Genomic DNA, 24,096 nt, shown 5'->3' on the forward strand with positions numbered 1-24,096 from the left:
TTTTCTGCAACGGTAAGGAGCTTGGGGTTAATGACAAATCATATTTCGAAAAGTGACCGAATCATTGATGCGGCGGTCAAAGTAATTGCCAATCATGGCTATCACGGTGCAAAGGTGACAGCCATCGCCAAAGAGGCGGGTGTCGCGGACGGCACAATCTATTTGTACTTCAAAAACAAGGAGCATCTCTTAATCGAATTGTTCCAAGCGAAGATGGGGCTGTTCATCGACTACTCGAAACAACAAATCGAGAGCGAGACGTCAGCCGGGAGTAAGTTGTATCAGTTGATTGAATCACATTTAAAGCAACTGTCGGCCGATTACGACCTCGCCGTCGTGACACAAATCGAACTGCGGCAGTCGAACTTGGTACTTCGCCAAAAAATCGGAGAAGTGCTAAAACCGTATTTGAACTTAATCGATTCTGTCGTCAAACATGGAATCGAGACAGGAGAGTTTGACAAGGATTTAGACTATCGACTCGCCCGTCAAATGATTTTCGGCACGATCGATGAGGTTGTGACGAGTTGGATGGCGAGCGGCTTCAAGTATGATCTGTTGTCGACGCTTCCAAATGTGCACCATATGTTGAAAAAAGGGCTTACGTAACAGTGAGCCCTATCACTAGCTCAAAAAATGAATGCTGATTCATGAATGATGGAAAGAATTGACTAAAGGGGGATCAACCATGAATATTTTTGTTTTGCTGAAACGTACGTTTGATACTGAGGAAGCAATTCAGCTCGAGAATGGGGAAATTCAAGAAGACGGCGCTGAGTTCATCATCAACCCGTATGACGAATATGCGGTCGAAGAAGCGATTCAAAAACGTGACGCACTCGGGGGAGAGGTCACGGTCGTCACGGTAGGACCAGAAGATGCGGACAAAGAATTACGTACAGCACTCGCAATGGGTGCGGACAAAGCCGTTCGCATCTCAATCGAGGACGATGTCGAGGATGCGGATCATGTCACGATTTCAAAAGTTCTCGCCTCATACTTGAAAGAACAGGACGCAGACCTCATCTTCGCAGGAAACGTGGCAATCGATGGCGGTAGCGGACAAGTCGCGCCACGAGTCGCAGAACTTCTCGACATGAACTACGTGACGACGATCACGGCTCTTGAAATCGATGGCACGACGGCAACGGTCACACGTGACGTCGAAGGGGACACGGAAGTCATCGAAGTCGCACTACCACTTCTCGTAACGGCACAACAAGGGTTGAACGAGCCGCGTTACCCGAGCTTGCCAGGAATCATGAAGGCGAAGAAGAAACCGCTCGAAGAACTCGAACTCATGGACATCGATCTCGATGAAGATGAAATCGAAGCGAAAATCGAGACGATTGAACGATTCTTGCCAGAAGAGAAGAAAGCCGGTCGCATCCTTGAAGGCGATATGTCGACACAAGTGAGCGAGCTCGTACAACTTCTTCGCACGGAAGCGAAAGTCATTTAAGGGGGAGATCATAGATGAAAGCTTTAGTACTCGCAGAAGCGCGTGAAGGCGCGTTACGTAACGTATCATTCGAAGCCATCGCTGCGGCGAAGCAATTGACAGACGATGTGACGGCAGTCGTGATTGGGGATCACGTGCAATCACTCGCACAAGAACTCGGGGAGTATGGTGCAAGCCGTGTCCTCGTCGTCGAAGATGATCGCCTCAAGCATTATACGCCAGACGGCTACGGACAAGTGCTCCGTCAGTTGATCGAGCAAGAAAATCCGGAAATGATCGTCCTCGGACATACGGCTCTTGGGAAAGACATCGCACCGAAACTTGCGGCACGTCTCGATGCCGGACTCATCAGTGATGTTGTCTCGATCGAAGGGACAGGACGCGACGCAGAGTTCGTTCGCCCGATCTACTCAGGGAAGGCGTTCGAGAAAGTGAAGTTCAAAGATTCGGTCATGTTCTTCACAATCCGTCCAAACAACATCGATGCACTTGCACGTCAAGCGGGCGCGAGCGTCTCTGTTGAAACGCCGGCGGTCGAATTGAAAGACCTCGCGATGATCGTCAAAGAAGTCGTGCGTAAGGCGACTGGGAAAGTAGATTTGGCGGAAGCGAAAGTTATCGTCGCAGGTGGACGTGGCGTGAAGAGCGAAGATGGATTCAAACCGCTTGAAGAGTTGGCTGAGCTTCTCGGAGGCGCGGTCGGTGCTTCACGTGGAGCATGTGACGCTGACTACTGCGATTACGCACTTCAAATCGGACAGACGGGTAAAGTCGTCACACCAGACCTCTACATCGCATGTGGGATTTCAGGAGCGATTCAGCACTTGGCTGGGATGAGTAACGCGAAAGTCATCGTCGCCATCAACAAGGACCCAGAAGCAAACATCTTCAGCGTGGCAGACTATGGCATCGTCGGCGACTTGTTCGATGTCGTCCCGATGTTGACAGAAGAGTTCCGTAAGCACCTCGTCAATAGCTAATAAGCAAAACGTTTTGGGGTTGTTACCCTCCGTGGTATACTCTGAACATGAATTGCATGAGAGTTCTTTACCAGGACTCTCTCATCTTATTGGGGAGGTTTTTACAAATGGCTATTAAACACGCAACGACTCAATCGTTTGAACAAGATGTAAAAGAGGGCGTCGTCCTCGTAGATTTCTGGGCAACTTGGTGTGGACCATGTCGCATGATCGCGCCAGTTCTCGAAGAACTCGATCAAGAAATGGGTGACCAAGTCCAAATCGTGAAACTCGACGTCGACGAAAACCCTGAAGTCGCAGGTGCTTTCCAAATCCAAAGTATCCCGACACTCATGATGTTCAAAGATGGCGAGCCTGTTTCGAAAACAATGGGCTTCCAACCAAAAGAAGCATTGAAAGAGTTTATCGCGACAGCACAATAATTGCGTAGCAGCCGATTGAGATCGGCTGCTTTTTTGTTTTGCGGAATAGAAAAGAAGGAAAAGGACAGGCAAGTAGGGAATAAGTTGAGTTATTCCACGCACCCTCAATCCGGTCATATTCCGATACATAACGTCTGATTTCAAAATTTTTTTTGAAGAAATTCCGTCGGCTTCCTTCATATTTAACAGATTCGGAATTTTGACGGGGGAGCGCTTGAACTGGAAGCTTTTATCATGGAAACAGACTGAAAATTTACGCTATACTCATGAGGAAGACATGATGGAGTCAAGTGACCTTACTTTACGGCTCAATCTATTGTACGACTCTGTTCGAAGGAGGAATTTTCTTGTCGCTGTTACATTTAGCTATTTTGTTGCCTCTTCTTGCGGCACCATTCATCCCGCTTTTGTTCCGGGGGATGAAACAAATTCATACAGGCTGGTTCGTCTTGATCGTTCCGGTCGTGCTCGTCACCTACTTCGCCGGATTCATTCCGATCACGAGTGCAGGGGACGTCGTGACAGAGACGATTGCGTGGATGCCGTCCCTCGGGATTAACTTCACGGCATACGTCGATGGACTCAGTCTCTTGTTCGCGCTTCTCATCACGGGAATCGGCGCACTTGTCGTCCTCTATTCGATTTACTATTTGAATAAGGACAAAGAGTCGCTCGGGCATTTTTACGTGTATCTCTTGATGTTCATGAGTGCGATGCTCGGGGTCGTTCTCTCGGACAACATGATTGTCATGTATATGTTCTGGGAGCTCACATCGATTTCTTCATTCCTATTGATCGGGTACTGGTATGAGAAAGAACGTTCACGCTATGGTGCGCAGAAGTCGATGCTTCTCACCGTGTTCGGTGGATTGTCGATGCTCGGAGGGATTGTCTTACTCGAATCGATGGTCGGTTCGTACAGCATTCGCGATATGGTCGCGAACTCGGGCGTCATCGCCGAGAGCCCATTATTCCTCGTCGCGATGGTTCTCATCTTGCTCGGTGCGTTCACGAAGTCGGCGCAGTTCCCGTTCCACATCTGGTTGCCTGACGCGATGGAAGCACCGACTCCGGTCAGTGCGTACCTCCACTCAGCAACGATGGTCAAGGCGGGTCTCTACCTTGTGGCCCGCATGAGCCCGGTGTTCCAAGAATCATCCGTCTGGCTATGGACGATAGCCGGGGTCGGGATGTTCACGATGTTCTGGGGTTCGTTCAACGCCGTGAAGCAGACCGACCTGAAGGGAATCCTAGCGTTCTCGACCGTCAGTCAACTCGGGTTGATCATGTCACTCCTTGGACTCGGAGCGGCGGCGCTCCACTATGACGGCATGGATGACAACATCTTTATGGTCGCGACGATTGCGGCGATCTTCCATTTGATCAACCACGCGACGTTCAAAGGCTCGCTCTTCATGATGGTCGGGATTGTCGACCACGAGACGGGCACACGTGACATTCGTAAACTCGGTGGTCTGATGACCGTCATGCCAATTTCATTCACGGTCGCCGTCATCGGTTCGTTATCGATGGCTGGTCTTCCGCCATTTAACGGATTCTTGAGTAAAGAGATGTTCTTGAAGGCGACGACGAAAGTCTTCTCGGCCGACTTCTTCGCGCTCGATACGATTGGGATTCTACTCCCGATCATCGCCTTCGTCGGAAGTGTGTTCACGTTCATCTACAGCATCATGCTGTTCACACGGACGTTCATGGGCAAGGCAAAGTTCGATCAATTGCCGAAACAACCGCATGAGGCGCCGATTGGCATGTTAATCTCACCGGTCATCCTTGCACTTCTCGTTGTCGTGCTCGGGTTCTTCCCGAACGTCTTGTCGAACTCGCTCATCAAACCAGCCGTCGAGTCGATCTATCCGACACTCGTCGCACAAGGGCAAGAAGTCGATGTTCACATCTACTTCTGGCACGGTTTGACACCAGAACTCTTCATGACGATCGGGATCGTCCTTCTCGGTTCATTGCTGTTCTGGCAAATGGGTAAATGGATAGGCATCTACAACCGCATCCCACATCGTCTGACGCTCAACGGGATGTACGACGGTACGCTCGTATGGTCGAACAAGGCGGCATATCGCTTTAAGGACAACTACATGACTGGATTCATCCGGTCGTACTTGATCTATATTTTCGTCTTCCTCTCAGGCATGATGCTCTTCAGTATCTGGTGGTTCGACATGTACCGCTTCTCGTTTGAGAACCTGGCTGAGATTGCACCGTATGAATATGTGCTCGGAGCCGTCGTCATGCTAGCGGCGCTCGCGATTCTCTTCATGAAGTCGCGTCTCCCGTCCATCATTCTCCTTGGGGTCGTTGGTTACGGCGTGGCACTGTTCTTCGTCTTCTTCGGTGCACCGGACTTGGCACTCACGCAGCTCGTCATCGAGACGGTCTCGGTCGCATTGTTCTTGCTCGTCTTCTATCACATGCCGGACATCAGCAAGAAGGAAGTTCGGATGCGTTTCAAAGTCGGGAATGCTATCGTGGCTGTTCTCGTCGGGACGACCGTGACGCTTCTCAGCTTCATGGCACTCACAAACAAATCGCTCACCTCGATCTCAGAGTATTACAAAGAGAACGTGTATGAGCTTGCAGCAGGTAAAAACATGGTCAACGTCGTTCTCGTCGACTTCCGTGGATTTGATACCTTGTTTGAAATCGTCGTTCTCGGGATTGCAGCTTTCGGGATCTACACGATGATTAAATTTAGAACAACACGACGTACGAAAGGAGAAGCTGAACATGAAGCAAAACAGCAGACGCGTCAATGACGTCATTTTGCAGACGGCCGCGATTATCATTTTCTTCATCATTGTCATCTTCTCCATCGACTTGTTCTTTGCCGGTCACTATTCACCAGGTGGAGGATTCATCGGTGGATTGATGACATCCGCGGCACTCGTCTTGTTGCTACTCGCATTTGATTCGAAGACGCTTGCGAACGTGCTCCCGATCGACTACCGTCTCATGACGGCGACCGGATTACTGATTGCACTCGCGACAGGTCTTCACTCCGTATTCTTGGGTCGTCCGTTCTTGACGCATGCTTACGGGAAGTTCGACTTACCACTTCTCGGTGAACAGACGCTCCATACGGCGATTGCGTTCGACTTAGGGGTTTACCTCGTAGTCATCGGAATCACGTTGACGATTATACAAACGATTGGAGAGAGTGAATAATGGAAATCTTCGTTAGCATCATCATCGGTGTCTTGACGATGTGTGCCGTCTATCTTGTTCTCTCAAGAAGTTTGTTACGCATCATCATCGGCACTGCCTTGTTCAGTCACGCGGCACACCTTCTCGTCTTGACGACGGCAGGTTTGAAGACAGGGGCTGCCCCTGTCCTCGTCGACGGTGTGACTGAATTCACAGACCCGTTACCGCAAGCGCTCGTCTTGACGGCAATCGTGATCAGTTTCGGGGTGACGGCATTCTTCCTCGTACTTGCTTACCGCACGTACCAGGAGCTCAGCACGGACAATATGGAAGAAATGAAAGGAACAGAATCGTATGATTAACTTACCGGTCTTTCCAATCGTCATTCCTGCGCTTGCGGCCATCCTTATGATGTTTATGCCAAAACGGGTCCAGCTGCAGCGCGTGATGGCTCTTGGAGCTTTAGTTATGACGGCGATCGTGTCACTCTTTCTCGTGCATACGGTCTCCACGGAGGGAATTCAAACCCTCAACCTCGGGAACTGGCAAGCGCCGTTCGGCATCACGCTCGTATCGGATATGCTGTCAGCCCTACTCGTGACGACGTCGACTCTCCTCACGCTCTTCATCGTGTGGTTCGCCGTCCATTATTTCTCAGACTCATATGAAGGCAACTACTTGTACATCTCGATGCTGTTCTTGCTCGTCGGGGTGAACGGTGCCTTCACGACAGGTGATATTTTCAACTTGTTCGTCTTCTTCGAGGTCTTCTTGATGTCCTCATACGTGTTGATTGTACTCGGTGGACGTGGCGTCCAGTTACGTGAATCGATCAAATACTTGCTCGTGAACATCATCGCCTCGGCGCTCTTCGTCATGTCGGTCGCCTTGCTTTACGGAGTCACAGGCACGCTCAACTTGGCGGACTTGGCGATGAAGATCCCGCTCGTCGATAACCCGGACGTCATCACTGTCATCGGTGTGCTGTTCGTCATCGTCTTCGGGATGAAAGGGGCACTCGTCCCACTTCACTACTGGCTCCCTGGAGCGTACGTGGTCGCACCGACCCCGATTCTCGCCATGTTTGGGGCACTCTTGACGAAAGTCGGGGTGTACTCGATCTTGCGGACGTACACGCTACTGTTTGATGGGAACGGTGAATTTTTACAGACGTTCCTCATGGTGCTCGCTGTCCTCACCATCTTCATCGGGATGACAGGGGCCATCGCATATAACGATGTGAAACTGATCATCATCTACAACATCATGATCGCGGTCGGGGTCATCTTGTACGGAATCTCGGTCAATACGCAGACGTCCCTTGAAGGGTCACTCTACTATTTGATTCACGACATGATCATCAAAGCCGTTCTCTTCATGCTCGTCGGGATGATGATCGGGATCACCAAATCCGGTCAACTCCGCGATATGGGTGGACTCATCACCCGTTTCCCGCTGTTCGGATGGACGTTCTTCGTCGCAGCGCTCTCGCTCGCTGGGATTCCGCCACTTAGTGGATTCTTCGGGAAATTGTTGATCGTCTCAGGCGGGATGGACGAAGGGGAACTGTTCGGACCACTTCTCGTCCTCTTGTCGAGTCTCTTCGTCCTCTATTCGGTCATGAAGATTTTCTTGAACGGGTTCTGGGGCGAGGCGAAGCGCGAGTATGATGGACCGCTCGTACCGTATACGAAGCGTTTGATCGTGCCGGTCTTCTTGTTGCTCATCATTGCGGTCGCATACGGATTTGGGGCAGAAGCCATCCATCCGTATATCACGCAAGCGATTGAGCCGCTCGTCAATCCAGAAATCTATATCGATGCCGTGATAAAGGAGTGAATGACAGATGGCTTATCAACTATTGATTAACTTTTTCTTGGCGTTCATCTGGATGTTCCTCACGGGATCGTTCACAACGAGCGGATTCTTCGTCGGGTATCTACTTGGCTTACTCATCTTGTTCATGATGCGCCGATTCTTTAAATCTAGTGGAGGCGGCTTTTACTTCACACGCGTCTGGCGTCTGTTTAAACTGCTGCTCATCTTCATCCGTGAATTGTTCCTCGCGAACTTTGAGGTACTGCGTCTCGTCCTTAGTCCGAAGTTGAAAATCCAACCAGGGATTTTCCGCTATGAGACGTCGCTCGACAAAGGATGGAAAGTCAGCTTGCTCTCGATGCTGATCACGCTCACACCAGGGACGCTCGTCGTTCAGGTGTCAAAAGACAATTCCGTGCTCTATATCCACGCACTTAACATGCCGGATAAAGAAGCGTTACAAAAAGACATTTATGATAACTTTGAATCAAGCATTAAGGAGGCGACAGAGTGATGGATTTACTAGACATTCTCATCTACATCTCGCTCGCCATTCTCTTGCTTGCGATGTTGATGATGTTGTATCGTGTCGTCAAAGGACCGACGACGGCAGACCGAGTCATCGCGCTCGACTCCATCGGGATCGCGCTTATCTCGGTCGTCGCGTTACTATCGATTCTGCTCGATACGACTTTGTATTTTGAAGTCATCTTGCTACTCAGTATTTTGGCCTTCATCGGAACGGTGGCGTTCTCGAAATTCTTAGAGAGGGGAGAGATTATCCAACATGACCGCGACAATGATCTTTGATCTCATTACCGGCATCTTCACGATCATCGGCGTCTTCTTCACCGTCGTCGCCGCGATCGGTCTCATCCGTCTCCCAGATATTTATTCGAGAACACACGCTGCCTCAAAGAGTGCGACACTCGGTGTCATGTTCGTTCTCTTTGCAGCCGTCCTTCACGTATATGTCGATGAACGGGTGTTTGATGCAAGACTCTTGCTCGGTCTCTTCTTCGTCCTCTTGACAGCTCCTGTTGGGGGTCACCTCATCTCGCGTGCGGCGCACGCGAAAGGTGTTCCACTTTGGGAGAAGTCGTTACAAGACGCGCTGAAAGAAGACAAGGACAAAGGAATCGAATAAGTAAAAGACGGGATTCGCCACGAGGCGAGTCCCGTCTTTTGTTTAGATGAGATAGGTCAGGTCGGAGGCGGCGGTCGGATAGGCGACTTCTAAGTGCTTCACATGTTGATGCGACAGTTTGTTCTGTATAATGTAAGAGAACAGGTTGATAAGTTCTGGGGCATGATGACCAATCAAATGAGCCCCGATGACGTGCCCTTCTGCACTTAGTAACACTTTTGAATATGCGGTTGTGTCATTGATTCGTGAATAGGTGAGGAAGTGCGACATGTCCGTTTCTTTCACGTCGAAGTCAATGCCCTCCGCTTCCGCTTCCTCGACCGTAAGACCGACTTTGGCAATCGGTGGTGTCGCATAGACGATGGTCGGGGCCGGACGCTCAGGGAGTGACCTTGTATTCCCGTGAAGCATATTGAGTGCGGCGAGGCGCCCTTCCTGACCGGCGAATGGAGTGAGTTCGGGATTTGAACTGTTAGCGACGTCGCCTGCGGCGTATATGTTTGGGTTACTTGTTTGCAGATGCTCGTTCACATGTACACCGCGATGATCAGCTGTGACACCTGCCGCTTCAAGCCGAAGTCGCTCGATGTTTGGAATTCGTCCTGTAGCGTTAAGGACAACTCCTTCTAGGGTAGAGTCATCTGATAACGTTAAGACGTTGCTATCGATTCGTATTGGCTCGACACCATGTCGGACGGTGATGCCGATTCGCTTCGATTCTTCGATGAGCCGGTGGACGACGTTCGGGTCGAATGCCTTCAACGCATGTGAACGAATGAGGAGTGTCACGTCGCTTCCGAATCGTCGGAAGATATGGGCGAATTCAAAGGCGATATAGCCTCCCCCCACGATATGAATCGATTCAGGCAACGCGTCGAGGTCGAACACATCATCGCTCGTGATCGCCAGTTCGCCACCTGGGATATCGAGAGGGCGGGGCGTTTGACCCGTAGCGATTAAAAATTGATTGGCAGAGAGCTCGTGACCATCGATGACGATTGAATCCTCATCGATAAAGTGAGGCTCTCCCTGATATAAGTCTATGTTCATCTCATCCCAATGCTGTTTTTTGGATGTTGGGATAGAGAGGCGGTACTCATCAATCCGCTTTTTAAAGGACGACCAATCCAGTGACAGGCTTCCTTCGATGCCAAGCTCACGCATACGTTCCGTTCGGGCAAGGAGTTCTGCTCCTTCGGCAAGCATCTTCTTCGGGTCACATCCGCGTTGAGGACATGTTCCCCCGAACGTCCAATTCTCAATGATGGCGATCTCTTTACCGGCTTCGCGTAAAATGGAAGCGGCTTGACCCGCTGCGGAGCCGCTACCGACAATGATGACATCGTATCGTTTCATACTATAAAATCCTCCTCTGGCGAGATATCACACTCTTTTTCCCGTCCAGGAGGAAGCTAAACTGAGGTGAATGGAATTGAGTCATACCGACCACATTAAACATAAATTAGCGCTGCTCCCGGACGAGCCGGGTTGTTATCTGCATAAAAACGAATATGGTGAGGTCATCTATGTAGGGAAGGCGAAAAACCTCAAGAATCGGGTCCGTTCTTACTTCACGGGCGCACACGACATCAAGACGATGCGTCTCGTCGCAGAGATTCGTGACTTCGAGTACATCGTGACGGCGAGTGAACTCGAGGCGTTATTACTCGAAATGACGCTCATCAAAAAGCACGACCCGAAGTACAACATTCGCCTCAAAGACGACAAAACGTACCCATATATCAAGATTACGAACGAACCATATCCGCGTCTATTGACGACGCGGAAATTGAAAAAAGACGGCGGACATTACTTCGGACCGTATCCGAACGCCTATGCGGCGAACGAGACGAAACGTCTACTCGATAAACTGTATCCGCTGCGGAAATGTCAGCCGATGCCTAAGAAACTCTGTCTGTATTATCATATCGGGCAATGTTTAGGTCCTTGTGAGCTGGCGGTCGATACGGATTCGCAAAAAGAGATCGTCAATGAGATCCGGCGCTTCTTGAACGGGGAGACGGCTGAAACGCTCACGAAGCTGAACGTCGAGATGGGACGTGCCGCTGAGGATATGCAGTTCGAGCGGGCGGCTGAACTACGCGATCAAATTCGAGCAGTCGAATCGATTATGAACAAACAGAACATGATCACGGCCGACCCGACGGCCCGTGACGTCTTCGGCTATACGCTCGACCGAGGCTGGATGTGCGTCCAAGTATTCTATATGCGTGGCGGCAAGATGATCGAGCGCGATGTCTCACTCTTCCCGATGCATGGAGAGCCTTCGGAAGAACTCGAAAGTTTCATCGTTCAGTTCTATGAACAAAACGTCGTGCCGAAAGAGATTCTTGTACCCGAGACGGTCCGGCTCGATTTACTGAATGACGCCATCGGAACGAAAGTGATGCAGCCGAAACGAGGGGCGAAGAAACAGCTGCTTGATTTGGCGACGAAGAATGCGACAATCGCCTTGAACGAGAAGTTCGAGTTGCTCGCCCGAGATGAAGAACGGACATTGCTTGCGATGCGTGAACTCGGTGAAGCGATCGGGATTCCCAACTTGTCACGTGTCGACATCATCGACAACGCCAACATTCAGGGCGCGGACGCCGTGTCGGCACTCGTCGTCTTTGAAGACGGGAAGCCGCTCAAGAAAGAATATCGGAAGTATAAAATTCGGACGGTCCAAGGACCGGACGATTACGAGACGATGCGTGAAGTCGTCCGTCGACGATTCCGCCGTCTCTTGACGGAAGACAAACGATTACCCGATCTCCTACTGATTGATGGGGGGATCGGGCAATTGAATGCGGCGCTCGACGTCATCCAAAACGAGTTCGGGCTCGACTTGCCGGTCGGCTCGCTCAAAAAGGATGACCGACATCGAACGAGCCAACTGTTATTCGGAGAAGGCGGGGGCGTTGTCGAGCTCCATCCGCGCTCGAGCGCTTTTTATCTGTTGCAGCGGATGCAAGATGAGGTCCACCGTTTCGCCATCACGTTCCACCGCAGCTTACGGACGAAGAAGATGACGAAGTCGATACTCGATGAGATTCCGGGTGTCGGTCCGAAGCGTCGTCAACAGCTCATCCGCCATTTCGGGTCGATGAAACAGATTCGTCTGGCATCACTCGAACAATTGAAGGAAGCGGGGTTGCCAGAAAAATTAGCGGAGACCGTACTTCAATACGTGCACGAGGAGACGGATGAATGAGAAATTCCAACATAGGGAGTACTTGGTTGGCTGTTGGAGTAAGGACATTTTCCAGGAAATATTGTCGAAGTCGTTCGTAAGGCGACTCAGAGCTATGGAGGGGAAATGTGACGTTTCATCGGCACGAACTCGATGGTTTTCGTCGATACATGCGTCAACAACTTCAGCGGAAACAAAAATAAGAGTCGATGCGTTGGCATCGACTCTTATTTGTAGTCGTCTTTTCGGTCTAGTTGGACGGTGATTTGGACAGCTTTTCGGGTTGGATCGGCGTAACCTTCCGCGACGCACTGGAAACGACCTGCAATCTGTTCAGCTAAAAATCCAGCTTCAAGCTGATAATAACCTGTCGCTTTGGCCTGAGTCGCAGGTGGTGGGATCAATTCATATGTAAATTTGCTCCCACGTTCCTTCTTGATTCTCAACTCTCCCCAACCTGCCTCTGCGAAGAAGGCAGTCAGTTCATCGTCGGACATCGTCGGGAACTTACGGGCGACCCGTTTTCCTGACCAATAGATGACTTGGGCGTAATCTTCGCCAAGCAAATCCGTCAACACATAGTCGCGAAGCAGTTCAATCGCGAAAATTGGTTGGCTCATCGTTTCCATTCTATCCCATCACTCCAATCTCTCTATATCATTATAACGACCAATTGGAATTTGGTCATCCTGTATTTTTGAAAAGAATGTGGCACAAATCGGCTAGGTTGTCTTGTCATACAATTTTCACAAGAGTAGAATAGGAGACAGAAAGCTATATCTGCATTTGAAAACGCTTTTATTGACAATACGAGCCAATGCTCGTGAAAAGGGGGAACTAGAATGGCAGCGCATCGTGACTACTTCAGTCGTAAAGTCCATTCGCTACTTGGGGTCATTCCAATCGGTTTGTTTTTGATCGTCCATTTGTCGGTCAACTACTACATCGTCGATGGGGTGGAGTCATTCAACAAAGCAGCAAAATTCATGGTGAACTTACCGTATTTGTACTTCCTTGAAGTGACAATTATCGCATTGCCGATGATTTTCCACGGGGTGTACGGCGTGTACTATGCGTTTCTCGGGTCAATCAACTCGAACCGCTATTCATACGCACGTAACTGGTTGTATCTCTTCCAACGCTTCACAGGAGTTTTCCTCGTGATCTTCATCGCTTGGCACGTTTGGGAAACGCGTCTTGCGAAATTGCGCGGGGTAGAAGTCAATGCGGAGATGATGCAAAACATCGTCGACAACCCGCTCATGTTGATCTTCTACATAGTCGGAATCCTTTCGGCTACGTTCCACTTCGCGAACGGTCTTTGGTCGTTCTCGATCACGTGGGGTATCACACAGTCACCTCGTTCGCAACGTCTCATGAGCTACGTATCAGGTGTCGTGTTCTTGGCACTATCTTTTGTCGGCATCCGTTCGATTTTGACGTTTGCAGGCATCTTGTAATTAGGGGGAATTTTACATGGCAAATCAAAGTTTGATCGTCATCGGTGGCGGTCTAGCTGGACTCATGGCGACAATCAAGTCGGCAGAGATGGGTGTTCCGGTAAAACTATTCTCGCTTGTACCGGTCAAGCGTTCACATTCAGTTTGTGCCCAAGGTGGGATTAACGGGGCCGTCAACACGAAAGGGGAAGGTGACTCTCCTTGGCAACACTTTGACGACACGGTCTACGGAGGCGACTTCCTCGCCAACCAACCGCCTGTCCAAAAGATGGCGGAGAATGCTCCGAAAATCATTCACATGTTCGACCGGATGGGCGTCATGTTCAACCGTACGCCAGAAGGTCTCTTAGACTTCCGTCGTTTCGGTGGAACCCTTCACCACCGTACGGCATACGCTGGAGCGACGACAGGACAGCAACTTCTCTATGCACTCGATGAGCAGGTTCGTCGTTACGAAGCGCAAGGTCTCGTCGAGAAGTATGAAGGATGGGAGTTCCTTCGCGCCGTCATCGACGAAGAAGGCATCTGCCGTGGTGCGGTATGTCAAGATTTGCGCTCGATGGAAATTAAAGCGTTCCCATCGGATGCGGTCATCTTGGCGACAGGTGGCCCAGGGGTCATCTTCGGTAAATCGACTAACTCGGTCATCAACACAGGACAAGCAGCGGCAGCGGTTTACCGCCAAGGCGCGGTCTACGCGAACGGGGAGTTCATCCAAATTCACCCGACGGCGATTCCTGGGGACGACAAACTTCGTCTCATGAGTGAGTCGGCTCGTGGAGAAGGTGGACGTGTCTGGACATATAAAGACGGGAAGCCATGGTACTTCCTCGAAGAAAAATATCCAGCTTACGGAAACCTCGTACCGCGTGACATCGCGACACGTGAGATCTTCGACGTATGTGTCAACCAAAAACTCGGCGTCAACGGCGAGAACATGGTCTACCTCGACTTGTCTCACAAAGACTCGAAAGAACTTGACATCAAACTTGGTGGAATCCTCGAAATCTACGAGAAATTCGTAGGGGACGACCCGCGTAAAGTACCGATGAAAATCTTCCCGGCAGTCCACTATTCGATGGGCGGACTATGGGTCGACTACGATCAGATGACGAACATTCCGGGTCTCTTCGCAGCTGGTGAATGTGACTACTCGATGCACGGTGCAAACCGTCTCGGTGCGAACTCGCTTCTTTCAGCCGTACATGGCGGAATGGAAGCAGGTCCTGCGGCAGTCAACTACATGCGTGGTCTCGATCAAGCGACAGAAAGCGTTTCAGAAGCGCTCTTTAACTTCAACGAACGTGAAGAAATCGAGCGATTCAACAACATCCTTGCGATGGATGGAACAGAGAATGCGTATCAGATTCACCGTGAACTCGGTGAACTCATGACGGACAACGTCACAGTTGTTCGCTACAATGACAAACTTGAAGCGACCGACAAGAAAATCCAAGAATTGCGTGAACGTTTCCATAAGATTTCAGCTACGGATACGGCACGTTGGAGCAACCAAGGGGCATCGTTCATTCGACAACTCGACCACATGCTCGACCTCGCACGCGTCATCACACTTGGCGCGCTCAAGCGGGACGAGAGCCGTGGTGCCCATTACAAACCGGAGTTCCCGGAACGTAATGATGAGCAGTTCATGAAGACGACGATGGCACGTTACAAAGATGGGGAAGTCGATATCTCGTATGAAGACATCGATGTTTCGTTAATCCCGCCACGTAAACGGGATTACTCGAAGAAAGGGGCGAAGACGAAATGACGACGCCAATGCAATCTGAACAAAAAGACATCCGCTTCATCATTGAACGCCAAGATGGACCGGACCAAGCGACGTATACGGAAGAATTCACGGTACCATACCGTCCAAACATGAACGTCATCTCGGCATTGATGGAAATCCGCCGTAACCCGGTCAACGCGAACGGGGACAAGACGACACCAATCAACTGGGACATGAACTGTCTTGAAGAAGTATGTGGTGCCTGTTCGATGATTATCAACGGGAAGCCGCGCCAGTCGTGTACGGCACTCGTCGATAAACTCGAGCAACCGATTCGTCTTGCACCGATGAAGACGTTCCCGGTCATCCGTGACCTTCAAGTCGACCGTCAACGCATGTTCGACGCGTTGAAAAAAGTGAAGGCATGGGTTCCAATCGATGGCACATACGACCTCGGTCCAGGACCGCGTATGCCGGAGAACAAACGTCAATGGGCGTACGAACTATCGAAATGTATGACATGTGGTGTTTGTCTTGAAGCGTGTCCGAACGTGAACGACAAATCGGACTTCATCGGTCCAGCGGCGATTTCGCAAGTCCGACTCTTCAACTCACATCCAACAGGTGCCTTCCACGCGGAAGACCGCCTCGAAGCACTCATGGAAGACGGCGGCATCATGCAATGCGGAAACGCACAAAACTGTGTCGAAGTTTGTCCGAAGGGCATCCCGCTCACGACGTCAATCGCTTCGATGAACCGTCAAACGACGCTTCACTCGTTCAAACAGTTCTTCGGTAGTGACAAAGGTCGCACCGGTTCTGCGGTCGAGGCGTAAGCGAGCCGATGACCAAGTACTTTCGAGAGCCAGGTTGGGAAACACGTGTCAAAGCAGGTGTCGCGCTCGATGTGAAAGTCCGCTTTTCGGAGTGCGACCCGTATGGTCACATGAACAACACAATTCCGTTCATCTATTTCGAAGATGCCCGGATCGAGTTGTTAGAGGCGACAGGATTCTCTTTAAAGGACGGATTCGTCGTCGTCGCCGATGCGCAATGTGACTATGTTCGACAAGTCATGCCACGTCAACAGCTGACTGTGCATGCCAATATCTTGACGGTCGGAAACACTTCATGTGATATTCATTACGGGGCATATGACGGAGAGCAACTCCTTTTCGCCGGACGGACAAGCCTCGTTCATTTAACGAAGGAAGGTCGTCCTACGGAATGGACTCCGGAATATAAAAACCGCTTGCAGAATTTTTGCGAATCCGCTATCATTTGATAATGAGTTCACAAACAAAAAATATTCTGCTGGTTCGCCTGTAGAATTGAATTTTGAAGGGAGACCATCATCTCATGGAAAAAACGTTCACAGTCGTTGCTGATTCAGGAATTCACGCTCGTCCAGCTACTCAGTTGGTTAACACAGCTTCTAAGTTCCAATCAGACATCAACCTCGAGTACAATGGTAAAACAGTTAACTTGAAGTCGATCATGGGTGTACTTTCACTCGGTATCGCAAAAGATTCTACAATCAAGATCACTGCTGAAGGTGAAGATGCAGAAGAAGCAATCAACACGCTTTCTGACATGCTCACTAGCGAAGGTCTTGCTCAGTAATTCGGGTAAGGGACGAGGCGCCACTGGCGACCTCGTCTTTTTTTGTCATGGGAACGTTTCTTTTTCCGTCCGAGGTTTTTTGGTAAGATAGGTGAGAATGGAAGTGATGAAAATGAAACGAGCGATTGGAGTCCTCGATTCAGGAGTCGGCGGGTTGACGGTAGTCAAAGAATTGATGCGCCAACTCCCTAAAGAAGAGATCGTCTATATCGGAGATACTGAGCGCTGTCCGTACGGGCCGCGTCCGCACGATGAGATTGAAGCATATACATGGGAATTGATTGAATTTTTATTGAAGAAAGACGTTAAAATGATTGTCATCGCCTGTAATACGGCGACAGCGGTCGTATTGAAGGAGGCGCGCAAACGTCTCGACATCCCGGTCATCGGTGTCATCGACCCGGGTGCCCGCGCGGCTGTCAAAGGAACGCGCAACAAGCATATCGGTGTCATCGGTACGAAGATGACGATTGAGAGCGGTTCATATGAGAAGGCGTTACGTCACGTGGCAGGTGAGGTCGATGTGTATTCACTCGCGTGCCCACCGTTCGTCCCGCTCGTAGAGGCTGGAGAAGTGTCTGGAGAGCGCGTGCGACAAGTGGTGGAGGAAACACTTCGTCCACTTCAACCATCCGAGATGGATACGTTGATTCTCGGTTGTACGCACTACCCACTCCTTGCCCCAGTCATTCAAGATGTGGTCGGACCGGACGTCCACCTCATCTCATCAGGTGACGAGACGGCGCTTGAAGTGGCTGCGATGCTCGATTATCAGGAACTTGAGAATGGATTGGATGCAGTCCCGGCACATGCCTTCTATGCGACGGGTGATATCGACCTATTTGACCGACTCGCGAGCGAATGGCTCGGGCGTCCGGTTCATGCGGAGAAAGTCGAGGTGACCGGCATTGCGTGATACGAGACGATTTGATGAACTGCGCCCAGTCGAGATTGTGCCGCACGTGAACAAGCATGCGGAAGGGTCCGTACTGATTTCAATCGGCGATACGAAAGTCATCTGTACCGCGACTGTGGAAGAGCGCGTACCGAATTTCCTTCGCGGTAAGAAACAAGGGTGGATCAATGCAGAATATGCGATGCTCCCACGGGCGACGGGAGACCGTACTGTCCGGGAATCGGTACGTGGAAAACAATCGGGACGAACGATGGAGATTCAGCGTCTGATTGGCCGGTCGCTCCGCTCTGTCGTGGACTTAGAACGTCTCGGTGAACGGACGATTTGGATCGACTGTGACGTCATTCAAGCGGATGGCGGGACTCGGACGGCTTCCATCACAGGTGGTTTTTGCGCGCTCGTGTTGGCCGTCGACCGCTTGATTCGCCAAGGGAAACTTGAAGATACACCCATTAAAGAAGGGGTGGCTGCGATTTCTGTCGGACGGACCGATGAGCTCGTCTTGGACTTGGATTACCTAGAAGACGCTGCGGCAGAGGTCGACATGAATGTCGTCATGACGGCAAGCGGTCGATTCGTCGAAGTACAAGGTACAGGGGAAGAGGCGACGTTCACGCTACAAGAGATGAACGAGATGCTCGCGCTCGCGCAACATGGCATCGAATCATTATTCAAGACGGCGGAAGCGGCACTCGGTGCTTCTTGGTGGTACGTCGGAGAACGTTCGGAGGAGACATTATGAAGTTGATCATCGCGACACACAATCCTGGAAAAGTGAAAGAACTCGAAGGAATGCTGACGCCGCTCGGGTTCGAGGTCGAATCACTACTCGACTATCCGGATGCACCAGAGACGGAAGAGACCGGCACGACGTTTGAAGAGAACGCGGCGTTAAAAGCGACGGAGGCGGCAGCTTATTTTGGACATGCCGTCCTCGCGGATGACTCCGGTCTTGAAGTCGACGCACTTGACGGGGCACCGGGAGTATATTCAGCCCGCTTTGCAGGTCCAGAAAAGTCAGACGAGGCAAACAATGCGCTTCTTCTTGAAAAATTGAACGGAGAAACGAATCGTACGGCTCGTTTCGTCTGTGCGCTCTGTCTCGCAAAACCGAGCGGAGAGACGTTGACCGTTCGTGGAACGATCGAAGGGACAATCGGTTATTCCCCACAAGGCGAAAATGGCTTCGGATACGATCCACTCTTTATCGTCCCATCGCTTCATAAGACAGCGGCAGAGTTGGAACGTGACGAGAAGGCGGTCGTCAGCCACCGTGGACAGGCACTACGAAAACTGGAGGCAGAAATCATACCATTCATGAAAGGATGAAGCTTATGCGTTTTCTAATAGTGAGTGATAGTCATGGTTTGACCGAAGAATTGACAACGATTTTTGAACGACATGAGGCGGAAATTGATGACGCGTTCCATTGCGGGGATTCACAGCTCGCCCTTGTCGATGAACATTTGTTACCTTATCGAACGGTTCGGGGGAATTGTGATTTCGGTGGAGACCTTCCCCTCGAACGCATCGAGACGACGGATGCCGGTACGATTTTAATCGTTCACGGGCACCATCATGACGTCAAATTCGATTTGAACCGTCTACGGTATCGAGCGGAAGAAGTGGGGGCGAATGTCGTCTTGTTCGGTCACTCGCATGTGGCGGGTGCGCTGATCGAGGACGGGGTCGTCTACATCAACCCAGGTTCGATTCGCATGCCGCGAGGACGAACGGACAAAACGTATGCGTTACTCGATCTCGAATCGGGAGAAGCAACAGTGCATTTTTATCGGTCAGAAGACGGTTCTCACGTCGAAGACTTGGACATCTCAGGAAAACTATGAGTTTCGAATGGGAAATCGATTGACAGGAAACCATTTTTCTATTATAGTTTTCATGTCAATGTCCCAATAGCTCAGCAGGATAGAGCAACGGCCTTCAAGACAAATAGGAGCCTTTATAGGGAAACAGAAACCTATAAAGTGGACGGCACTATATCGGTGAAGCCTTAACAGATGATGCTGATGGTAATACCGAGGAAACTCATTCCCGATTGGGTCGAGTTGATTCGAATGTCTATGCATGTAGAGGTAGAATCAATGGAGGAGCATCATGCTCGTGAGGTTCCGTAGAGACTACACGTGTCGCACCTGAAACGGTGAAGATATAGTCCAGACTACAAACAACACGATGTTGGTGACGAAAGTCATGGTGGTAAGCTAAGCCGTCGGTCGGGGGTTCGAATCCCTCTTGGGACGCTTCCATTAAAATAGAGACGCTCTCTACGGAGAACGTCTCTTTTTTCATTTTCCGGGAAATCGATTGACAAGGAATCGCGTCCTAACGGAAGATGAAGGGGAATGGAAGAGAGGGTGAGGGAAGATGGAGAAGGAAAAGGATCAGGACTATCCGTTCCCTGGGAATTGGGCGCGTCTGCATAAGATGATTCAGGAGGCAGATGCTTCTGAGGAACGACAGCGGATCGAACCGATTTTATGGGATTGGTATCAGACGATTCCAGGTGACCCGTTTATTTTCATGGAAATCTTCCAATGTGCAATGGAACGGCCGGACGACCCAGAGACACTCGAGAAGCTGCAGGAACTCGTCAGCATCCATATGTCCGAGGCGGAAGAGCCGGCCTCAGGAGGGCTGCAGATTGCGCAGTATTACATCATGCGGGACCAACCGTTTGAAGCGGCGCACTGGATTAACCAGTATCTCGAATGGCAGGACAAGAAGGATACGGTCAACACACAGGCACATCAGGTACTTCAAGTGTTGAAGATGACCGAGTTTCCGGCGGCAATTGCCAAGTTGAAACGAACGCTGACACGAGGGAGTACGGGGGAACAGATTGAAGCATTACAACATGTTCACTTTCAAATCGACCCGGTGCTCGACAATGTGCTACATGAACTGCTCGTGTCGGAGCGTCCGAAGCTCGTCAAACTGATCGTGTTGGAAAAAGCGTTCGCCGAACTAGATGTCATCGAATGGACGGATGGGGACGTTTCGAACAAGATGACACGAACAGAAGCAAAAGCGCAGATTGAAACATGGGAGAAGACCGTCTTTTCACTTCAAAAATCAGTTGAAGGCGATGAAATCGGGACCCAGCTGATGATGAATTACATGTATACGCATTATCCGTATGTGCCGGCCGAAAAAGCAGATGTGGAACAGGCGCTCGTACAGGCGAAACAAGCGATTTTACATGACGAATCAGTCGACGGTTTAGCTGCGGAGATTTTAGAGGCGGATCTTCGCTTTACACAGGCGTTATTAGACTAAATCCTTGTGTGCTTACCGAGGATTTATGCTATAATACGGATTGTTGTACATTTTTGTACGGTATAAACGAATTGTTGGAGGGACTTAGCATGACAGCAAAATGGGAAAAAACATCAGGTAGCCAAGGCGTACTCACGTACGAAGCTCCTGCAGAAGCTTTTGATAAAGCAGTTGACGCCGCATTTAAAACAGTCGTCAAAGACTTGAACGTGCCTGGCTTCCGTAAAGGGAAATTGCCACGCCCAATGTTCAACAAAATGTATGGAGAAGAAGCACTCTATCAAGATGCGCTCGACATTCTCTACCGCGACACAATCCAAGGTGCGGTTGAAGAAGCTGGTTTCGAACCAATCGCGCTCGAAAACATCGATGTAGACGGCACGCTCGAGAAAGGCAAACCAGTCGCTTTCAAAGTGACATTCGTGGTTGAGCCAGAAGCTGAGCTTGGCGAATACAAAGGCCTCGAGTACGAAGCTGTTTCAACTGAAGTAACAGAAGACGAAGTAACAGCAGAACTTGAAGCACTTCAACAGCAAGGCGCAGAACTAGCTGTTAAAGAAGGTGCAATCGAAAACGGCGATACAGCTGTCTTTGATTTCGCAGGTTTCGCTGACGGTGAGCAGTTCGAAGGCGGCACAGCTGAGAACTACACACTCGAAATCGGTTCTGGTCAATTCATCCCAGGATTCGAAGAGCAAATGATCGGCATGACTGCTGGTGAAGAAAAAGACGTTGAAGTAACATTCCCTGAAGAGTACCACGCTGAAAACTTGGCGGGTAAACCAGCGACATTCAAAGTCAAACTTCACGAAGTCAAAACAAAACAAGTTCCTGAACTCGACGACGAGTTTGCAAAAGACATCGACGAGTCTGTTTCGACACTCGACGAGTTGAAAGCAAGCATCCGTGAGCGTTTAGAAGCTGGTAAGAAACAAGAAGCTGAAGGTACAATGCGCGACCAACTCGTAGAGCAGGCAACTGCTAACGCGACAATCGACGTACCGGAAGTTCTCGTTGAACAAGAAGTAGACCGCATGGTACAAGAGTTCGGTTCACGTGTATCTTCACAAGGAATCGACCTTAACATGTACTTCGAGCTCACTGGTACTTCTGAAGAAGCAATGCGCGAAGAGATGAAAGAGCAAGCTGAAGAGCGCGTAAAAGCTCGTCTCGTCTTGAAAGCAATCGCTGACAAAGAAGCAATCGAAGTATCTGACGAAGATGCTGAGAAAGAGCTTGAAGAAATGTCTAAACTTTACAACATCGCACCGGACCAACTCCGTACGATGCTCGCTCCGCAAGGTGGACTTGAGACACTTAAAGGTGACCTCAAATTCCGTAAAGCGATCGACATCCTCGTTGAAAACGGTAAAGCGAAGTAAGCTGATATTCGAAGGGACGACTGCCTAGCGGTCGTCCTTTTTTCTGTCACAGCACATTGCATGTGTAATTCTTTGAAGTCGCAATATGTTCATGCTACAATTATTTCAACGCAGAGATGTAAAATGTCTTTTCGCGGTGCATCGCACCAGAAAATACAAATCGCGATTTATCGCACTTACATCCATTTTCACCACAGAAGGGGTGTATCGAATGTTCAAATTTAACGAGGAAAAGGGGCAACTCAAGTGCTCGTTTTGCGGAAAATCGCAGGAACAAGTTCGTAAGTTAGTCGCCGGTCCTGGCGTATACATTTGCGATGAATGTATCGAACTTTGTAATGAAATCGTTGAGGAAGAGCTCGGTGTAGAGGAAGAAGTCGAATTTAAAGACATTCCAAAACCACAAGAGATTCGTAACATCCTAGACGATTATGTCATTGGTCAAGACCGCGCCAAACGTGCGCTTTCAGTTGCTGTATATAACCACTATAAACGGATCAACGCCGGTGGCCGTTCGGATGATGTCGAACTTGCGAAGTCGAACATCGTCATGATTGGACCAACGGGTAGCGGAAAAACGCTTCTCGCTCAGACGATGGCTCGCGTCTTGAACGTCCCATTCGCAATCGCGGATGCGACGAGCTTGACGGAAGCAGGTTACGTCGGGGAAGACGTTGAGAATATCTTGCTCAAATTGATTCAATCGGCTGACTATGATGTCGAGAAGGCTGAAAAAGGAATCATCTACATCGATGAAATCGATAAGATTGCCCGTAAGTCTGAAAACCCATCGATTACGCGTGACGTATCCGGTGAAGGCGTTCAGCAGGCGCTCCTTAAAATTCTTGAAGGCACGACAGCAAGCGTACCGCCACAAGGTGGACGTAAGCATCCGCATCAAGAATTTATCCAAATCGACACAACAAACATTCTCTTCATTGTCGGTGGCGCATTTGCCGGCATCGAATCGGTCGTCAAACGCCGAATCGGGAAGAAAGTCATCGGTTTCGGAAACGACCAAGAGAATCGCGAGTTGACGCAAGAGGACTTGCTCGCCCGCGCACTCCCTGAAGACCTTCAAAAATTCGGCTTGATTCCTGAGTTCATCGGACGTTTGCCAGTCATGGCGACGCTCACGACACTCGATGAAGAAGCGCTCGTTGAAATCTTGACGAAGCCGAAAAATGCTCTCGTCCGTCAGTACGAGAAAATGCTCGAGCTTGACGATGTCGAATTGACGTTCACAGACGAAGCATTGATCGAAATCGCCAAACTTGCAATCAAACGTAAGACTGGCGCGCGCGGTCTCCGCTCGATTATCGAAGAAATGATGCTCGATGTGATGTTCACTGTCCCATCGCGTGACGATATCGAGAAAGTCATCATCACGGATGAAACGATTACGGGTCTTGCCGGTCCGAAATACGTCCTTCGTGACGGTACTGTCGAACAGACAGGGGACAACAAAGAGACAGCATAAT

Annotated in this window: 26 protein-coding genes; 24 read left to right on the forward strand and 2 right to left on the reverse strand. The window is 50.1% G+C overall.

Translation table 11 applies throughout. The features are described 5' to 3' along the window. Positions 1 to 30 precede the first annotated feature (30 nt). The 11 genes from KNO70_RS07210 (at position 31) to mnhG (ending at position 9,006) form a co-directional block, all read left to right on the forward strand. Positions 31 to 609, forward strand: a complete 579-nt coding sequence (locus KNO70_RS07210) for a fatty acid metabolism transcriptional regulator FadR (RefSeq protein WP_074037553.1) — start codon at positions 31 to 33, stop codon at positions 607 to 609. 79 nt (positions 610 to 688) lie between these two features. Next, the gene (locus KNO70_RS07215; protein ID WP_078146521.1) at positions 689 to 1,462 is read left to right on the forward strand and encodes an electron transfer flavoprotein subunit beta/FixA family protein; all 774 of its coding nucleotides are present in this window, start codon (positions 689 to 691) and stop codon (positions 1,460 to 1,462) included. A gap of 14 nt (positions 1,463 to 1,476) precedes the next feature. Then, positions 1,477 to 2,442 (forward strand): electron transfer flavoprotein subunit alpha/FixB family protein, encoded by a 966-nt coding sequence (locus KNO70_RS07220; RefSeq protein WP_015881089.1) that lies wholly within the window; start codon positions 1,477 to 1,479, stop codon positions 2,440 to 2,442. A 107-nt stretch (positions 2,443 to 2,549) separates the two neighbouring features. After that, positions 2,550 to 2,864, forward strand: a complete 315-nt coding sequence (gene trxA, locus KNO70_RS07225; RefSeq protein WP_015881090.1) for a thioredoxin — start codon at positions 2,550 to 2,552, stop codon at positions 2,862 to 2,864. A 347-nt stretch (positions 2,865 to 3,211) separates the two neighbouring features. Beyond that, entirely contained in the window at positions 3,212 to 5,653 is a 2,442-nt protein-coding gene (locus KNO70_RS07230; protein WP_214687780.1) for a Na+/H+ antiporter subunit A, read from the forward strand. Then, on the forward strand, positions 5,625 to 6,062 hold the full coding sequence (locus KNO70_RS07235) for a Na(+)/H(+) antiporter subunit B (RefSeq protein ID WP_015881092.1): 438 nt from the start codon (positions 5,625 to 5,627) through the stop codon (positions 6,060 to 6,062). Before KNO70_RS07230 ends, KNO70_RS07235 begins: the two co-directional genes overlap by 29 nt. Continuing rightward, complete coding sequence (locus KNO70_RS07240) at positions 6,062 to 6,403, forward strand: Na(+)/H(+) antiporter subunit C (protein WP_015881093.1); 342 nt, start codon at positions 6,062 to 6,064, stop codon at positions 6,401 to 6,403. The genes KNO70_RS07235 and KNO70_RS07240 overlap by 1 nt, the downstream gene beginning before the upstream one ends. Then, the gene (locus KNO70_RS07245; protein WP_214684768.1) at positions 6,396 to 7,880 is read left to right on the forward strand and encodes a Na+/H+ antiporter subunit D; all 1,485 of its coding nucleotides are present in this window, start codon (positions 6,396 to 6,398) and stop codon (positions 7,878 to 7,880) included. The genes KNO70_RS07240 and KNO70_RS07245 overlap by 8 nt, the downstream gene beginning before the upstream one ends. A gap of 7 nt (positions 7,881 to 7,887) precedes the next feature. Next, positions 7,888 to 8,373 carry a Na+/H+ antiporter subunit E gene (locus tag KNO70_RS07250; RefSeq protein ID WP_015881095.1) on the forward strand — a complete coding sequence of 162 codons (486 nt, stop codon included), beginning with the start codon at positions 7,888 to 7,890 and terminating at the stop codon, positions 8,371 to 8,373. After that, a complete protein-coding gene (locus KNO70_RS07255; protein WP_026826530.1) occupies positions 8,373 to 8,669 on the forward strand; it encodes a Na(+)/H(+) antiporter subunit F1 in 297 nt (98 codons plus the stop codon). The genes KNO70_RS07250 and KNO70_RS07255 overlap by 1 nt, the downstream gene beginning before the upstream one ends. Next, positions 8,647 to 9,006 carry a monovalent cation/H(+) antiporter subunit G gene (mnhG, locus tag KNO70_RS07260; protein WP_015881097.1) on the forward strand — a complete coding sequence of 120 codons (360 nt, stop codon included), beginning with the start codon at positions 8,647 to 8,649 and terminating at the stop codon, positions 9,004 to 9,006. The genes KNO70_RS07255 and mnhG overlap by 23 nt, the downstream gene beginning before the upstream one ends. 42 nt (positions 9,007 to 9,048) lie before the next feature. On the opposite strand, the gene KNO70_RS07265 is transcribed toward mnhG, so the two are convergent. Next, entirely contained in the window at positions 9,049 to 10,362 is a 1,314-nt protein-coding gene (locus KNO70_RS07265; protein WP_214687784.1) for a dihydrolipoyl dehydrogenase family protein, read from the reverse strand. A gap of 70 nt (positions 10,363 to 10,432) precedes the next feature. On the opposite strand from KNO70_RS07265, the gene uvrC reads away from it, so the two are divergent. Next, positions 10,433 to 12,223 (forward strand): excinuclease ABC subunit UvrC, encoded by a 1,791-nt coding sequence (gene uvrC / locus KNO70_RS07270; RefSeq protein ID WP_214684764.1) that lies wholly within the window; start codon positions 10,433 to 10,435, stop codon positions 12,221 to 12,223. A 206-nt stretch (positions 12,224 to 12,429) separates the two neighbouring features. Here uvrC and KNO70_RS07275 read toward each other — a convergent pair whose 3' ends face one another. Beyond that, entirely contained in the window at positions 12,430 to 12,822 is a 393-nt protein-coding gene (locus KNO70_RS07275) for a YslB family protein (RefSeq protein WP_251024814.1), read from the reverse strand. Between the two features lie 222 nt (positions 12,823 to 13,044). Here KNO70_RS07275 and KNO70_RS07280 point away from each other — a divergent pair, with 222 nt between their 5' ends. From KNO70_RS07280 to clpX, 12 genes are all read left to right on the forward strand, one after another. Next, positions 13,045 to 13,662: a succinate dehydrogenase cytochrome b558 subunit gene (locus KNO70_RS07280; protein WP_214684758.1), complete on the forward strand. Its 618-nt coding sequence runs from the start codon at positions 13,045 to 13,047 to the stop codon at positions 13,660 to 13,662. A 16-nt stretch (positions 13,663 to 13,678) separates the two neighbouring features. Continuing rightward, entirely contained in the window at positions 13,679 to 15,436 is a 1,758-nt protein-coding gene (gene sdhA, locus KNO70_RS07285) for a succinate dehydrogenase flavoprotein subunit (protein WP_015881103.1), read from the forward strand. Positions 15,437 to 15,444: 8 nt separating this feature from the next. Further along, positions 15,445 to 16,233 carry a succinate dehydrogenase iron-sulfur subunit gene (sdhB, locus tag KNO70_RS07290; protein ID WP_193343274.1) on the forward strand — a complete coding sequence of 263 codons (789 nt, stop codon included), beginning with the start codon at positions 15,445 to 15,447 and terminating at the stop codon, positions 16,231 to 16,233. A gap of 8 nt (positions 16,234 to 16,241) precedes the next feature. After that, entirely contained in the window at positions 16,242 to 16,682 is a 441-nt protein-coding gene (locus KNO70_RS07295) for an acyl-CoA thioesterase (RefSeq protein WP_074032771.1), read from the forward strand. Between the two features lie 74 nt (positions 16,683 to 16,756). After that, the gene (locus KNO70_RS07300) at positions 16,757 to 17,020 is read left to right on the forward strand and encodes a phosphocarrier protein HPr (protein WP_015881106.1); all 264 of its coding nucleotides are present in this window, start codon (positions 16,757 to 16,759) and stop codon (positions 17,018 to 17,020) included. 112 nt (positions 17,021 to 17,132) lie between these two features. After that, positions 17,133 to 17,936, forward strand: a complete 804-nt coding sequence (racE, locus tag KNO70_RS07305) for a glutamate racemase (protein ID WP_305798180.1) — start codon at positions 17,133 to 17,135, stop codon at positions 17,934 to 17,936. After that, a complete protein-coding gene (rph, locus tag KNO70_RS07310) occupies positions 17,929 to 18,678 on the forward strand; it encodes a ribonuclease PH (RefSeq protein ID WP_214811681.1) in 750 nt (249 codons plus the stop codon). The genes racE and rph overlap by 8 nt, the downstream gene beginning before the upstream one ends. After that, positions 18,675 to 19,265, forward strand: coding sequence for an XTP/dITP diphosphatase (locus tag KNO70_RS07315; RefSeq protein ID WP_074037535.1), 591 nt, complete (start codon positions 18,675 to 18,677; stop codon positions 19,263 to 19,265). Before rph ends, KNO70_RS07315 begins: the two co-directional genes overlap by 4 nt. 5 nt (positions 19,266 to 19,270) lie before the next feature. Beyond that, a complete protein-coding gene (locus KNO70_RS07320; RefSeq protein WP_214811684.1) occupies positions 19,271 to 19,783 on the forward strand; it encodes a metallophosphoesterase family protein in 513 nt (170 codons plus the stop codon). Between the two features lie 538 nt (positions 19,784 to 20,321). Next, positions 20,322 to 21,233, forward strand: a complete 912-nt coding sequence (locus KNO70_RS07325; RefSeq protein ID WP_214811687.1) for a hypothetical protein — start codon at positions 20,322 to 20,324, stop codon at positions 21,231 to 21,233. A gap of 89 nt (positions 21,234 to 21,322) precedes the next feature. Further along, the gene (gene tig, locus KNO70_RS07330; RefSeq protein ID WP_015881112.1) at positions 21,323 to 22,615 is read left to right on the forward strand and encodes a trigger factor; all 1,293 of its coding nucleotides are present in this window, start codon (positions 21,323 to 21,325) and stop codon (positions 22,613 to 22,615) included. Between the two features lie 211 nt (positions 22,616 to 22,826). Next, positions 22,827 to 24,095 (forward strand): ATP-dependent protease ATP-binding subunit ClpX, encoded by a 1,269-nt coding sequence (gene clpX / locus KNO70_RS07335; protein ID WP_015881113.1) that lies wholly within the window; start codon positions 22,827 to 22,829, stop codon positions 24,093 to 24,095. Position 24,096: the final 1 nt, after the last annotated feature.

The organism is Exiguobacterium sp. s181, from assembly GCF_018617125.1.
GTDB classification, from domain to species: domain Bacteria; phylum Bacillota; class Bacilli; order Exiguobacteriales; family Exiguobacteriaceae; genus Exiguobacterium; species Exiguobacterium profundum.

Bases quoted from the DNA above. Each gene is read 5' to 3' on its own strand.
- KNO70_RS07245 (WP_214684768.1), top strand. From the start codon at position 6,396: ATGATTAACTTACCGGTCTTTCCAATCGTCATTCCTGCGCTTGCGGCC.
- KNO70_RS07300 (WP_015881106.1), top strand. From the start codon at position 16,757: ATGGAAAAAACGTTCACAGTCGTTGCTGATTCAGGAATTCACGCTCGT.
- KNO70_RS07240 (WP_015881093.1), top strand. From the start codon at position 6,062: ATGGAAATCTTCGTTAGCATCATCATCGGTGTCTTGACGATGTGTGCC.
- KNO70_RS07215 (WP_078146521.1), top strand. From the start codon at position 689: ATGAATATTTTTGTTTTGCTGAAACGTACGTTTGATACTGAGGAAGCA.
- tig (WP_015881112.1), top strand. From the start codon at position 21,323: ATGACAGCAAAATGGGAAAAAACATCAGGTAGCCAAGGCGTACTCACG.
- KNO70_RS07325 (WP_214811687.1), top strand. From the start codon at position 20,322: ATGGAGAAGGAAAAGGATCAGGACTATCCGTTCCCTGGGAATTGGGCG.
- KNO70_RS07280 (WP_214684758.1), top strand. From the start codon at position 13,045: ATGGCAGCGCATCGTGACTACTTCAGTCGTAAAGTCCATTCGCTACTT.
- sdhB (WP_193343274.1), top strand. From the start codon at position 15,445: ATGCAATCTGAACAAAAAGACATCCGCTTCATCATTGAACGCCAAGAT.
- KNO70_RS07235 (WP_015881092.1), top strand. From the start codon at position 5,625: ATGAAGCAAAACAGCAGACGCGTCAATGACGTCATTTTGCAGACGGCC.
- KNO70_RS07210 (WP_074037553.1), top strand. From the start codon at position 31: ATGACAAATCATATTTCGAAAAGTGACCGAATCATTGATGCGGCGGTC.
- sdhA (WP_015881103.1), top strand. From the start codon at position 13,679: ATGGCAAATCAAAGTTTGATCGTCATCGGTGGCGGTCTAGCTGGACTC.
- KNO70_RS07250 (WP_015881095.1), top strand. From the start codon at position 7,888: ATGGCTTATCAACTATTGATTAACTTTTTCTTGGCGTTCATCTGGATG.
- KNO70_RS07315 (WP_074037535.1), top strand. From the start codon at position 18,675: ATGAAGTTGATCATCGCGACACACAATCCTGGAAAAGTGAAAGAACTC.
- KNO70_RS07265 (WP_214687784.1), bottom strand. From the start codon at position 10,362: ATGAAACGATACGATGTCATCATTGTCGGTAGCGGCTCCGCAGCGGGT.
- uvrC (WP_214684764.1), top strand. From the start codon at position 10,433: ATGGAATTGAGTCATACCGACCACATTAAACATAAATTAGCGCTGCTC.
- clpX (WP_015881113.1), top strand. From the start codon at position 22,827: ATGTTCAAATTTAACGAGGAAAAGGGGCAACTCAAGTGCTCGTTTTGC.
- mnhG (WP_015881097.1), top strand. From the start codon at position 8,647: ATGACCGCGACAATGATCTTTGATCTCATTACCGGCATCTTCACGATC.
- KNO70_RS07220 (WP_015881089.1), top strand. From the start codon at position 1,477: ATGAAAGCTTTAGTACTCGCAGAAGCGCGTGAAGGCGCGTTACGTAAC.
- racE (WP_305798180.1), top strand. From the start codon at position 17,133: ATGAAACGAGCGATTGGAGTCCTCGATTCAGGAGTCGGCGGGTTGACG.
- KNO70_RS07255 (WP_026826530.1), top strand. From the start codon at position 8,373: ATGGATTTACTAGACATTCTCATCTACATCTCGCTCGCCATTCTCTTG.
- KNO70_RS07295 (WP_074032771.1), top strand. From the start codon at position 16,242: ATGACCAAGTACTTTCGAGAGCCAGGTTGGGAAACACGTGTCAAAGCA.
- KNO70_RS07275 (WP_251024814.1), bottom strand. From the start codon at position 12,822: ATGAGCCAACCAATTTTCGCGATTGAACTGCTTCGCGACTATGTGTTG.
- KNO70_RS07320 (WP_214811684.1), top strand. From the start codon at position 19,271: ATGCGTTTTCTAATAGTGAGTGATAGTCATGGTTTGACCGAAGAATTG.
- trxA (WP_015881090.1), top strand. From the start codon at position 2,550: ATGGCTATTAAACACGCAACGACTCAATCGTTTGAACAAGATGTAAAA.